General features: G+C 42.9%; 13 protein-coding genes and 1 pseudogene. 10 read left to right on the top strand and 4 right to left on the bottom strand.

Annotated elements, in window-relative coordinates; genetic code table 11:
- The first annotated feature begins 36 nt into the window (after nt 1-36).
- The 6 genes from wecB (at nt 37) to myaer_RS06240 (ending at nt 3,137) form a co-directional block, all read left to right on the top strand.
- Nucleotides 37-1,140 carry a non-hydrolyzing UDP-N-acetylglucosamine 2-epimerase gene (gene wecB, locus myaer_RS06265; RefSeq protein WP_046661436.1) on the top strand — a complete coding sequence of 368 codons (1,104 nt, stop codon included), beginning with the start codon at nt 37-39 and terminating at the stop codon, nt 1,138-1,140.
- Nucleotides 1,141-1,143: 3 nt separating this feature from the next.
- Nucleotides 1,144-1,629: a crossover junction endodeoxyribonuclease RuvC gene (locus tag myaer_RS06260; protein ID WP_046661435.1), complete on the top strand. Its 486-nt coding sequence runs from the start codon at nt 1,144-1,146 to the stop codon at nt 1,627-1,629.
- Nucleotides 1,630-1,825: 196 nt separating this feature from the next.
- Nucleotides 1,826-2,077 carry a hypothetical protein gene (locus myaer_RS06255; RefSeq protein WP_046661434.1) on the top strand — a complete coding sequence of 84 codons (252 nt, stop codon included), beginning with the start codon at nt 1,826-1,828 and terminating at the stop codon, nt 2,075-2,077.
- Entirely contained in the window at nt 2,064-2,291 is a 228-nt protein-coding gene (locus myaer_RS06250) for a hypothetical protein (RefSeq protein ID WP_046661433.1), read from the top strand. The genes myaer_RS06255 and myaer_RS06250 overlap by 14 nt, the downstream gene beginning before the upstream one ends.
- A 109-nt stretch (nt 2,292-2,400) precedes the next feature.
- Nucleotides 2,401-2,817, top strand: coding sequence for a type II toxin-antitoxin system RelE/ParE family toxin (locus myaer_RS06245; RefSeq protein ID WP_235614809.1), 417 nt, complete (start codon nt 2,401-2,403; stop codon nt 2,815-2,817).
- The gene (locus myaer_RS06240) at nt 2,814-3,137 is read left to right on the top strand and encodes a helix-turn-helix transcriptional regulator (protein WP_046661432.1); all 324 of its coding nucleotides are present in this window, start codon (nt 2,814-2,816) and stop codon (nt 3,135-3,137) included. The genes myaer_RS06245 and myaer_RS06240 overlap by 4 nt, the downstream gene beginning before the upstream one ends.
- Here the strand turns inward: myaer_RS06240 and secF are convergent.
- From secF to myaer_RS06215, 4 genes and pseudogenes are all read right to left on the bottom strand, one after another.
- Entirely contained in the window at nt 3,134-4,066 is a 933-nt protein-coding gene (gene secF / locus myaer_RS06235) for a protein translocase subunit SecF (RefSeq protein ID WP_002784403.1), read from the bottom strand. The two genes, myaer_RS06240 and secF, sit on opposite strands and share 4 nt — an antisense overlap.
- Nucleotides 4,067-4,196: 130 nt before the next feature.
- Nucleotides 4,197-5,603: a protein translocase subunit SecD gene (gene secD / locus myaer_RS06230; RefSeq protein WP_046661431.1), complete on the bottom strand. Its 1,407-nt coding sequence runs from the start codon at nt 5,601-5,603 to the stop codon at nt 4,197-4,199.
- A 26-nt stretch (nt 5,604-5,629) separates the two neighbouring features.
- Complete coding sequence (locus myaer_RS06225) at nt 5,630-6,613, bottom strand: alpha-ketoacid dehydrogenase subunit beta (RefSeq protein ID WP_002742584.1); 984 nt, start codon at nt 6,611-6,613, stop codon at nt 5,630-5,632.
- 296 nt (nt 6,614-6,909) lie between these two features.
- A pseudogene (locus tag myaer_RS06215) lies at nt 6,910-8,097 on the bottom strand (RNA-guided endonuclease InsQ/TnpB family protein).
- 91 nt (nt 8,098-8,188) lie between these two features.
- Between myaer_RS06215 and myaer_RS06210 the strand changes: the two are divergent.
- The 4 genes from myaer_RS06210 (at nt 8,189) to myaer_RS06195 (ending at nt 11,403) form a co-directional block, all read left to right on the top strand.
- The gene (locus tag myaer_RS06210; protein WP_046661429.1) at nt 8,189-9,757 is read left to right on the top strand and encodes a YcjF family protein; all 1,569 of its coding nucleotides are present in this window, start codon (nt 8,189-8,191) and stop codon (nt 9,755-9,757) included.
- Between the two features lie 80 nt (nt 9,758-9,837).
- The gene (gene yqeK, locus myaer_RS06205) at nt 9,838-10,434 is read left to right on the top strand and encodes a bis(5'-nucleosyl)-tetraphosphatase (symmetrical) YqeK (protein WP_046661428.1); all 597 of its coding nucleotides are present in this window, start codon (nt 9,838-9,840) and stop codon (nt 10,432-10,434) included.
- A 55-nt stretch (nt 10,435-10,489) separates the two neighbouring features.
- Nucleotides 10,490-10,894, top strand: coding sequence for a ribosome silencing factor (gene rsfS / locus myaer_RS06200; RefSeq protein WP_046661427.1), 405 nt, complete (start codon nt 10,490-10,492; stop codon nt 10,892-10,894).
- A 5-nt stretch (nt 10,895-10,899) separates the two neighbouring features.
- Nucleotides 10,900-11,403, top strand: coding sequence for a CGLD27 family protein (locus myaer_RS06195; protein ID WP_002763155.1), 504 nt, complete (start codon nt 10,900-10,902; stop codon nt 11,401-11,403).
- Nucleotides 11,404-11,405: the final 2 nt, after the last annotated feature.

Below are 11,405 nucleotides of genomic sequence, written 5' to 3'. Positions count from 1 at the left end.
CCATCTGATAACTGATAACTGATAACTGATAATAATATGTCGAAATCAATTTGTATTACTCTTGGAACCCGTCCCGAAGCGATTAAATTAGCTCCCGTTATTCGTGCTTTTCAAGAATCGGAACAGTTTCAAACCCATGTAATTCTGACGGGACAGCATAAAGAAATGGTAGCGCAGGTGATGGAATTATTTGCTTTAAAAGCAGATGAAAATCTGGATATTATGCAAACCCGTCAAACCTTAACTGATATTACTTGCCGCAGTTTACGCGGTTTAGAAACAGTTTTTGAGCGCATAAAACCAGATTTAATTATTGTGCAAGGTGATACTACTACTGCTTTTGCTGCTGCTTTAGCGGCTTTTTATCAACAAATTCCTATCGCCCATGTAGAGGCAGGATTAAGAACTAATGATATCTATAATCCCTATCCCGAAGAAGCTAATCGTCGCCTAATTTCTCAACTGACGACCCTACATTTTGCTCCCACTACTTTAGCCGTAGAAAATTTACAAAAATCTGGGGTTACGGGCAATATTCACCACACCGGTAATACAGTTATTGATGCTTTATTAACCGTAGCCAAAACCGCGCCAGAATGTCAAATTGCGGGCTTAAATTGGTCAGATTATCGGGTTTTATTAGCCACGGTTCACCGCCGGGAAAATTGGGGCGAACCCTTACAGGATATTATCAAAGGATTCACTTTGTTGTTAGAAAAATATACCGATACAGCCCTATTATTACCCCTCCATCGCAATCCCACCGTCCGAGAACCAATACAGTCCGCTTTGGGCAATCATCCCAGGGTATTTTTAACTGAACCTCTCGATTATGCCGAGTTAGTGGGGGCGATTCAACGCTGTTATTTATTATTAACTGATTCTGGGGGCATTCAAGAAGAAGCCCCCAGTTTAGGAAAACCAGTTTTAGTATTGCGAGAAACCACGGAAAGACCGGAAGCAGTACAAGCGGGAACAGCGAAATTAATTGGTACTAATCCAGAGCAAATTTTAGCCGCAGCGGGAGAATTATTAAGGGATAAAATCGCCTATGATCGTATGGCTAATGCCATTAATCCTTTTGGAGATGGACAAGCATCCCAAAGAATCCTCGAAATCGTCCAAGATTTTTTGGCTTAATCTATGACTACTTGGTTGGGTATCGACCCCGGATTAGCGATTGTCGGTTGGGCTATTCTCCGGGATAATAGTGAGTTAATGCCGGTTTTAGTCGATTACGGCACGATCGAAACTTCTAAAAATCTTTCTACTGCCCAGCGTTTGATCGAAATTGAACGGGATTTAAAGGAGTTAATCGCAGAATATAAACCGGGGGAAATTGCCGTAGAAATGCCCTTTTTTAACCGGCAAATCAAGGCAGCCGGTGGAGTCCTGCAAGCATTGGGAATTATCAATCTGGTTAGCTGCCGCGATGGGGGAATTGAACCGATTTTCCTCCATCAAGCTAGTTGGAAATGTCATCTGGGCCATGGTAGGGCCACTAAAGCTGAGGTGGCCGAACAAATTAAGTATTTATTCGGATTGACAAAAATGCCTATTAATGATGCTGTAGATGCTATAGCGATCGCATACGCCGCTTTTAGTGGCGTTCGCAATCAAATCTCTTGAAGTAATTTGACCCAATTGGTCAAAAAATTTAGCTGACAACTAAAAGCCATCTTTGGATTTAGTATAACTCGTCCTTTTAGCAAAAGTGATCGCACCAAAGGGTTTAAGTGTGGAATTGTGATAATTGTCATCGTCAATGCTAACAAAAATATGGTATAGTTCTTAAATGAGTATAAGTTTAAAATAATGAAAATAGATGAAAATAAAAGTTTCCCAAAAAAAGGCATCATCAAACGGAGTTAACCCTCAGTTAAAGGATATTGCCTATTCGATGGACGCACTGATTCCAGGCTTTTATATTTGGTTGGGTTCTTTTTGTTGGCGATTGGGTGGTAGTGATGCAGAAGAAAGTTATCCAGGAACAATACATAGTTTTGCCGGTATCAGCTTAGTTTTACCTGATTATCAAATTTTTACAACCTATAAAGGGAGTTATGACCCTCGATAAGCATCAAATTGATGGTCTTTCTCCCATTTCATCTAAAATAATGCCAGCAGAAGTTTTTGAACAATTGATGTTCAATGCTGGTTATGCCGTTGTTGGGTCTGCTCCAGCCAAGGGAAATAGAACTAAAGTCTGGTGGAATCATTCTAGTTTTCGTCGTGTTGAAGCAATTTATAGTGCCGATAGAAGTCTGGTTATTACGGCTTATCATCCATGAATCATGAGCTTTCTGTGACGAAAATATATTTATTGTTTACCCACAACCGGCCAAACCTACAAGATTAGCAATCGCACTACCAGATATTATCAGGCGATTGCCGCTTTGATTGACACAAGCAAAACCTTCAACAGGTATAATGGGGCTTGACAGGTGGTATCAGTTATATCACCATAAGCGAATGCGTAATACCCGTCCTATATCTTGGATTAAAGCGGCACGGAAAGATTTTCAAAAGTTTCCCAAGGAAGCCCAAGAAATTGTACTTGACGCTTTAACTATTGCAGCAGAAGGGGCAAAATCATCCCTAACCAAGCCTTTTAAGGGGATAGGTTCTGGTGTGTTCGAGATTGCTCTACCTTTCAAGGGGGATGCCTATCGAACTATTTATGCTGTCCAGTTAGGTGAGGCTATCTGGGTGATTCATGCCTTCCAGAAAAAATCCCCAAAAGGGATCAAAACACCACAGCAAGAAGTCGAAGTTATCAAAGCACGGCTCAAGCGATTGAAGGAGGAACTCTCATGAGTGAAGAACAATTTGAACTGGTACAAGGTAGCGGGAATGTGTACCGCGATTTTGGCGATGTGGATGCGGACGTGCGACAAGCGAAAGCACTGCTTGCTGCTGAAATTATCAAGGTTCTGGAGAAGGAAGACTTATCAACCCGCGATGCTCAAGTGCGAACTGGAATTAATCACAGTGAATTTGTTCAGATTCGCCGTGCTAATTTGGGACGCTTTACTATTGACCGTTTGATCTCAATTTTGGGTAGTCTCAATCAACAGGTTGAAATTACTATTACGACCTATCCAAGACCGACTGATTCTTCACCAATGGCATCCTAACTGTAATTGAGTGTGGGTCGATGGGAACGACCGCGCCACCAAGCTAGTAGGGTACTAGCGATAAAAATACTCGAATAGGCCCCGGCTACAAAGCCAATAATTAAAGCTAGGGCAAAATATTTTAAGGTGGTGCCACCAAAGAGAAAAATCGCCACCAGAGGCAATAAAGTGGTCAGGGTGGTATTAATTGAACGAGTTAGGGTTTGACTCACCGCATTATCGACAATTTCATCCACGGATAATTCGGGGGTATTAGCAAAATTTTCCCGGACGCGATCATAAATTACCACTGTGTCGTTAACAGAAAAGCCCACAATTGTCAAGAGGGAAACCAAAAATAAACTATCCACTTCTACCCCCGCAATTAAGCCTAAAACCGCAAAGACCCCTAAAGTGATCAAAACGTCGTGCAGCAGGGCGACAATGGCAAAAAAAGCGTAATCCCGTTGAAAACGGAAGCTGAGATAGACGGCAATGCCAAAAAATGACACTAATAAAGCTAAAAATCCCGACCTAAATAATTCTTGACCGATGGTGGGCCCGACGGTATCGATTTGACCGGTTTCGGGGTCAAAGGTGCCAATTTTCTGATTTAAGGTGTCGAGTAATTTTGTTCTCTGTTCTTCTGCTAGGGTTTTAGTCCGCACCGATAAAGTATATTTATCCAACACCTGCACACTACTGTTACCCAATCCTTCCTCTTCTAAAATTGCTTGCACTTCGGCAGTAGTTAAGGGTTTCTCACAGGTATTCTTTTTGGCACAGGCTAATTCTATCTGAATTCTCGTGCCACCAACAAAATCTAAACTCGGTCGTAAAGGCGCTTGAATAGTGAACCAAGAAATTACCATGGCCAAAATACTACCAATCGTCAGCAAGGCCGAGACTGTCCACCAAAAATTACGCTGTTTTGTAACGTTAAATGCCATATCGATTAAGTAACAAGGAACAAAGGAAAAAAGGGATTTGGGGAGTGGGGAGTGGGGAGTGGTAATCGGTGGGTTACGGCGAATCAGAAATTATTGGTCAACAGCATAACTTGTCGTCGCCTAACCCACCCTACTGGTTTACCGGTAAATTGGGGCAGAAAAGTTGCGGTTTTTGACGGACGCTGGGGACGTTTAACACGGTGATTAACAGGAGAGTGCGACTACAGGTTAAAGCGGTAAACATACTCACAGCTACCCCAATGGCTAAAGTTAAAGCAAAACCCTTGACTAATCCCGAACCCAACCAAAATAGGGCAGCACAGGCGATTAAAGTAGTGACATTACTATCAAGAATACTGGAAAAAGCCCGATAAAATCCCGACTCCACCGCCCGAAATAGGGATTTTCCCGCCCTTAATTCCTCCCGGGTACGCTCAAAAATCAGTACATTTGCATCAACTGCCATACCGATACTGAGGATAAATCCAGCAATACCGGGTAACGTCATGGTGACTCCCACTAAGGCAAAAGCCCCCAGAGAAAGAATAGTATAGATAATCAGGGAAACATCGGCGATAATCCCGGGTAAACGGTAATAAACCGCCATGAAGATTAAAACTAACAGTAAACCCACTAAACCGGCGTAGATACTACGACGGATGCTATCCTGGCCTAAAGTTGCTCCGACGGTGCGAATTTCCTCCACTTTAACGGGGAAAGGTAGGGAACCACCGCGCAATTGAATCGCTAAATCGTTGGCAGTTTCGGCGGTAAAATTACCAGTAATCACGGCCCGGCCTCCCGTGATTCCGGTTTGGGCAAACTGCACATCAACCACAGGGGCGCTAATTAATTCATTATCGAGGAAAATGCCAATACTGCGACCCGTACCCGCGATCGCTTTAGTTAGTTCGGCGAATTTATTGCCCCCTTCCGAGTCGAAAGTAATGGCCACTTCCCAGTTAGTGCCTTGGGTGGAACTAATGGTGGCATTTTGCAGATTTTTTCCGGTTAAGTCCACCGACTCAAATAAATTTAAAATTGCCTCTTTAGATTTTTGCAGAGATTGTTCTAGTTCGGCAATTTTAGCGGCATTTTCGGGTTTATTCTCGGTTTTGAGGGCGGTTAATTCCGCCTTTTTTTGTTGAAAAATCGAGTATTCAGCCCGGAATTCTCCTTCTGTACCTTGTTTTTGCTGACGAAATTCTAATTGGGCCTGAACATTTAGGTTTCTCTCAGCTTCTTTGGGATTTGTAACCCCTGGTAGTTGCACGATTACCTGATTTTTACTGTCCACAGTCTGCACTAATGATTCAGAAACACCGAGGGCATTAACGCGATTTTCAATCACATTTTGTACGGCTTTTAAATCATTAGGTTGAATGGTCGTCACGGTTTCAGTGGGTTTAACCTGAATGGTTAATTGACTACCACCGCGCAGGTCCAAACCTAATTGTAGGGGTAACTTAATCAGGACGAAGATCGAGGCAACAACCAGGCCGATGATCAGTAACAATAACCAATTTTGTCTCTGCATAACTTCAGTATCAAAAGGAGAATTTTTTAAATGCGATCACCGACCATTTTTTGGACAGCTTCGACAATTTGATTAGGTTGAATAATCGTCAATCTTTCTAGATTACCGTTATAAGGTGTGGGGATATCTTGGGAAGATAATCTTAACACGGGGGCATCTAATTCATCGAATAACTGCTCGTTAATTAAAGCAATTAACTCGGAAGCAATTCCCGCAGTTTTCATACATTCTTCCACGATAATCACCCTGTGAGTCTTGCGAATCGAAGCGGCAATCGTCTCCATATCAAAGGGTTTCAGGGAAATTAAATCGATAATTTCTGGATCGTAGCCATCTTTTTCTAACTGTTTTAATGCCTGTAAACAGTGATGACGCATCCGCGAATAGGTGAGAATAGTTATATCTTCTCCCTTGCGAACGATTTCCGCTTTATCGAGGGGTAAAAGATACTCGCTATCAGGTAAATTTTCCTTGAGATTATAGAGAAGAACGTGTTCAAAGAAAAGCACGGGGTTATTATCTCTAATCGCCGATTTTAATAAACCTTTGGCATTGTAGGGAGTAGAACAAGCGACAATTTTTAGACCGGGTACCGCGTGAAAATAGGCCTCTAAACGTTGGGAATGTTCCGCCCCTAATTGTCTCCCCACACCCCCCGGACCGCGGATAACCATGGGGATTTTAAAATTACCGCCGGAAGTATAACGTAACATCCCGGCATTGTTGGCAATTTGGTTAAAGGCAAGCAGAAGAAAACCCATATTCATGCCTTCAATAATCGGACGTAATCCCGTCATGGCTGCCCCCACTGCCATGCCCGTAAAACTATTTTCAGCGATGGGAGTATCTAAAACCCTTAAATCGCCATATTTTTTGTAGAGATCTTTGGTAACTTTGTAGGAACCACCGTAATGACCCACATCTTCACCCAAAACAAATACTGTCTGGTCCCGGCCCATTTCCTCATCGATCGCCTGTCGCAAAGCATTAAATAATAGGGTTTCTGCCATATCAAGTCCCCGCTCACAATTCGGTCATCTTATCACTAAACTTATTATCTTACCCCTTTTCTGGCCCGAAGGAGCGGGAAGTGGGGAGGTGGGGAAGTGGGGAGATGGGGAAGTGGGGAAGAACGTAGGTTGGGCTTCGGCCGTGAGCTTTTGCCGAACGGTTGAAGCATGAAACCCAACGCCCGATTATGTTACGCTACCGCTAACCCATCCTACAAATAATTTTGCCCCCCTACTGATGAATAAAAACAATTTTGACATCCTCACCGCCGTAAACGGACGGCGATTCCCAAACCTCACGATTTGGGTTTCTGCTTCTGTCCCGAAGGATTTTTCGCACCTGCCTTAACAGATTTACTCTGTTCTGGTCATCAGGTCGCTCTACAGACTGACACCGCAAGCCCTGCGGCCAAAATATTTTTACTTGCGTTAATATCTCGGTCATGGTGTGTCCCACAGTCTGGACAGTCCCATTCTCGAACATTTAACGGCATTTTCTCAGCAATATACCCGCAATTACTACACCTTTTAGAGCTAGGAAACCATCTATCTATTTCGATGTAATTTCTCCCATACCAACGGCATTTATAGGCTAATTGTCTAGTGATTTCACCCCAGCTTACATCAGATATTGCCTGAGATAATTTCGGGTTTTTGACCATATTCTTGACGGCTAAATTCTCAACCACAATCGTTTGGTTTTCACGAACTAATTGAGTGGTTAGCTTATGTAGATGGTCTTTTCTACTATCGGTGATTTGAGCGTGAATTCTGGCTACTTTGATTTTTGCCTTTTCTCGATTTTTTGACCCTTTCTGTTTTCTAGAAAGGCTTTTCGATGCTCTTCGCAACCTCTGATAATGTTTCTTAAAATGCTTGGGATTAGATACTTTATCGCCATCGCTGGTAATTACTAGGCTACTAATTCCTAAGTCAATTCCAATGGCTTTATCTGTTACTGGTAAAGGCTTAATCGTTGGGTCATCAAATCTTATTGAAATATGCCAGCGTCCAGAGGGATGTAATCTGACTGTTACTGTGCTTGGTTCACAGCTTTCTGGGATTTGTCTTGACCATCGAATAGGTAAAGGTTCTGTGCATTTAGCTAAATAGATTTGTCTGTCTTTAAATTTAAAAGCAGACTTGGTAAATTCGGCACTTCCTCCCTGATGTTTTTTCTTAAAGTTAGGATACTTAGTACGACCAGCAAAGAAATTAGTGAAAGCTGTTTGTAAATGTCTTAACCCTTGTTGTAAGGGTACACAGCTAACTTCGTTTAAAAACTCTAATTCTTCTTGTTTTTTCCAATCGGTTAGCATTGAAGAAGTTTGAGCGTAGCCTACTCTTTCTTGCTTTTCGTACCAAGCTTGTGTTCGTTCGTGGAGAGCTTTGTTGTAAACTAATCTTACACAGCCCAAAGTGCGCCGCAATAGCGACTCTTGTTCGGGTGTGGGGTAAAATCGGTAAGAATAGGCTTTTTCCATATCTCACATTTTAGCATATATTTCGTAAATGTGCTAATATTTAACAGCAAAGCCGTCGTAGAACGACGGGGTTTCAGACCCAAAATTTCCGATGAAATTACCCCGTCTTGCCACTTTAATCATTGGTCTGAGCTTTATTTTCGGATTAATGTTGTGGTTAGTCAACTCTATCTATCGTCTTTACATCCAGATCGCCTTTACCGCTCCTATCTTAGCTAATATTCTGCTTTTGCTCATTATCGGACTGCTGGGCTTGCTGATATACGTTCTTTTGTACTACTTTTATCTGCTGCCCCAGCGCCCAAAAAGTCGCCGCGGGTTGCATTCTTCCTCCCGTCCACCCCTAAAATTACCAGTAGAAAAAACCGAGGCCGCCGGGGAAACCTTAAAAGCTATCCGGCAACAAGTGGAGCAAATTCAAGATAAAGTAACTCAACAGGTTTTTATTAAGCGTTCTCAAGAAATTGAGCGAAGTTTAGCCAGAAAAGAAGTTAAAATCATTGTTTTCGGCACGGGATCGGCGGGAAAAACCTCCCTAATTAACGCCCTCATCGGTCAAATGGTGGGCAATGTGGAGGCAACCATGGGAACCACGGAAAAAGGGGAAACCTATAGTTTAAAAATGAAAGGTGTGAATCGGGAAATTCAAATTACCGATACCCCCGGCATTCTCGAAATTGGTGCGGCCGGAGGTCAAAGGGAACAGTTAGCGCGACAATTAGCCACGGAAGCAGATTTACTTTTATTTGTCATCGATAACGATATTCGACAATCGGAATACGGCCCTTTATTGGGTTTAATTGATATTGGTAAACGTTCTCTCTTAGTCTTTAATAAAATCGATCTCTATAGCGACGAAGATCGAGAAATGATTTTAAAACAATTACGAGAACGGCTAAAAGGAGTGATCCTTTCCGCCGATATTATTGCCGTTACCGCTAATCCCCAACCAGTACAGTTAACCGGTGGACAAATCATCACACCGGAACCGGATATTTTAGCTTTAATTAAACGTTTAGCTTCAGTTTTACGGGCCGAAGGGGAGGATTTAGTGGCGGATAATATCCTCTTACAATCCCAAAGATTAGGAGAAGAAGCTAGGAAAATTATCGATCGCCAACGTCGTCGCCAAGCTGATAAAATTATCGATCGCTATCAGTGGATCGGTGCGGGAGTGATTGCGGTGACTCCCTTACCGGTGATCGATATGTTAGCAACGGCGGCGGTTAATGCTCAAATGGTTAGGGAAATTGGTCAAGTTTATGGCTGTGAAATTAACAGCGATCGAGGCAAAGAATTGGCCGTATCTTTGGGTAAAACTCTAGTTAGTTTGGGAGTGGTGAAAGGAGCAGTAGAATTATTAGCCAGAATCCTACAATTAAATTTTACTACCTATATAGTCGGGAAGGCAATTCAAGGAGTCAGTGCCGCCTATTTAACCCGCATTGCTGGCAAAAGTTTTATTGAATATTTCCGTCAGGATCAAGACTGGGGTGACGGTGGCATGACGGAAGTGGTACAAAGACAATTTCAACTCAGTCGCAAGGAAGAATTTATTAAGTCTTTTGTGGCCGATGCGATCGGTAAAGTGGTACAACCTTTTCAGGATGATTGGCAGCAAGAAGAAGTTTTAGAAGCTACTCGCGAGGATGATTGGTAAAGATCGAACCTTGAAGCGATAGGCAAAATTGTATAGTAATTGTTACAATCGTTTTGGGGTTCCACAAGGGCAAAAAAAAGATGCGACAGCAAGTTATCGACTGGTTAAAAGAAAACGTCAACGAACACCGTCTGCGCCATATTCTTGGTGTGGAGACCATGTGTATTGATTTAGCTCGTCATCACGATCTCGATACCGTCCAAGCAGGGCAAGCCGGGTTAATGCACGATCTGGCTAAATTTTTCAAGCCCAAAAAACTGCTAAAAATGGCGGAATCGGCGGGAATAGACGTGGATAATATCTGTGCATCCCATCCCCACTTACTCCACGCCGATGTCAGTGCAGTTGTCGCCCAAAAAGAATTTAACGTTACCGATGAGGAAATTCTCGAAGCAATTCGCAATCATACCCTCGGTAAACCCAATATGAGCGATCTTAGCTGTATAGTCTTTATTGCCGATGCCTTGGAACCCAATCGCGGCGATACACCCGAATTAAACGCCCTACGACAACTCAGCTATCAAAATCTCCATAAAAGCGTTCAACAAACCTGCGATTATTCCCTAAAATATCTTTTAAGTAGCCATTGTCCCATTCATCCCCGCACCGTGCTAACGCGCAACTGGGCGTTACAAATTGTTAAAGAACAACCAACAAAAACTAAACCCATTGATTAACATAATCTCAAGACTCGCTTACAACCACCTCAGCCAAAGGATAACCACAACCTGAATGACCAATCCCACTGGAATTATTACCCCTGTCGCCGAAAATCTCAAGACCGAAAATTTTCTAGAGACAATTGTTACCGCTGCCGAGGACAAGAAAGCAGGGGACATCGCCATCCTGAAAGTCGCCGATATCTGTTATTTAACCGATTATTTTCTGATTATTACCGGCTATTCTACCACTCAAGTGCGAGCGATCGAGGATGCGATCGAAGCCGCTATGGAACTAGAATGGCAACAATCCCCCCGACAAGTGGAAGGAAAAAGCGAAGGTAGCTGGATCCTGATGGATTATGGCGCTATCATTGTCCATATCTTTTTGCCAAAAGAGCGAGAATTTTATAATTTAGAAGCATTTTGGGGTCATGCTCAACGGATTCCTCTACCTAGCGACCATTTGGAGGAGTAGAATCCATGAAATCCTCCCTTGATTTCTGTCCCGTCCCGGAAGAACAGCAACCGGTTAACGAGTACGAACAATTAAAAGAATCTTGGTTTTTCCGTTGGGCAACGCTAGATGTAGCCTCTTATACAAAAAAAATTGTCTGGTTATGGTTGTGGACATGGTTAATTGTCGGACCGATTGCCGCCGCTAGTTTTCCCCTGAAAAAGGCCCCTTTTCTCTTCTTCTGCGCGGGGATTTTTGGCTCGACAATTTTGGTAGGATTGGTGTTATTGCGCTTGTATTTAGGCTGGATCTACGTCTATGACCGCCTGCAATCGGAGAAAGTATTTTATGAAGAGTCGGGCTGGTATGATGGCCAAATCTGGACAAAAACCGCCGCTATTTTAACCCGCGATCGTTTAATCGTCTCCTATCAAATCCAGCCCATTCTCCAGCGTTTACAAAAAACCGCCCTAATTCTAGGGGCAATTGTCGCTATCAGTGGTCTTTTCTGGCTATTTTTCACTCACTAACC

The organism is Microcystis aeruginosa NIES-2549, from assembly GCF_000981785.2.
Classification (GTDB): Bacteria; Cyanobacteriota; Cyanobacteriia; order Cyanobacteriales; family Microcystaceae; genus Microcystis; species Microcystis aeruginosa_C.
The sequence above is the reverse complement of the archived record's forward strand: the minus strand, read 5'-3'. Positions and strand labels throughout refer to the sequence as shown.

Coding starts and splice junctions, on each gene's coding strand:
- wecB (WP_046661436.1), top strand. CDS start 37: ATGTCGAAATCAATTTGTATTACTCTTGGAACCCGTCCCGAAGCGATT.
- myaer_RS06260 (WP_046661435.1), top strand. CDS start 1,144: ATGACTACTTGGTTGGGTATCGACCCCGGATTAGCGATTGTCGGTTGG.
- myaer_RS06255 (WP_046661434.1), top strand. CDS start 1,826: ATGAAAATAAAAGTTTCCCAAAAAAAGGCATCATCAAACGGAGTTAAC.
- myaer_RS06250 (WP_046661433.1), top strand. CDS start 2,064: ATGACCCTCGATAAGCATCAAATTGATGGTCTTTCTCCCATTTCATCT.
- myaer_RS06240 (WP_046661432.1), top strand. CDS start 2,814: ATGAGTGAAGAACAATTTGAACTGGTACAAGGTAGCGGGAATGTGTAC.
- secF (WP_002784403.1), bottom strand. CDS start 4,066: ATGGCATTTAACGTTACAAAACAGCGTAATTTTTGGTGGACAGTCTCG.
- secD (WP_046661431.1), bottom strand. CDS start 5,603: ATGCAGAGACAAAATTGGTTATTGTTACTGATCATCGGCCTGGTTGTT.
- myaer_RS06225 (WP_002742584.1), bottom strand. CDS start 6,613: ATGGCAGAAACCCTATTATTTAATGCTTTGCGACAGGCGATCGATGAG.
- myaer_RS06210 (WP_046661429.1), top strand. CDS start 8,189: ATGAAATTACCCCGTCTTGCCACTTTAATCATTGGTCTGAGCTTTATT.
- yqeK (WP_046661428.1), top strand. CDS start 9,838: ATGCGACAGCAAGTTATCGACTGGTTAAAAGAAAACGTCAACGAACAC.
- rsfS (WP_046661427.1), top strand. CDS start 10,490: ATGACCAATCCCACTGGAATTATTACCCCTGTCGCCGAAAATCTCAAG.
- myaer_RS06195 (WP_002763155.1), top strand. CDS start 10,900: ATGAAATCCTCCCTTGATTTCTGTCCCGTCCCGGAAGAACAGCAACCG.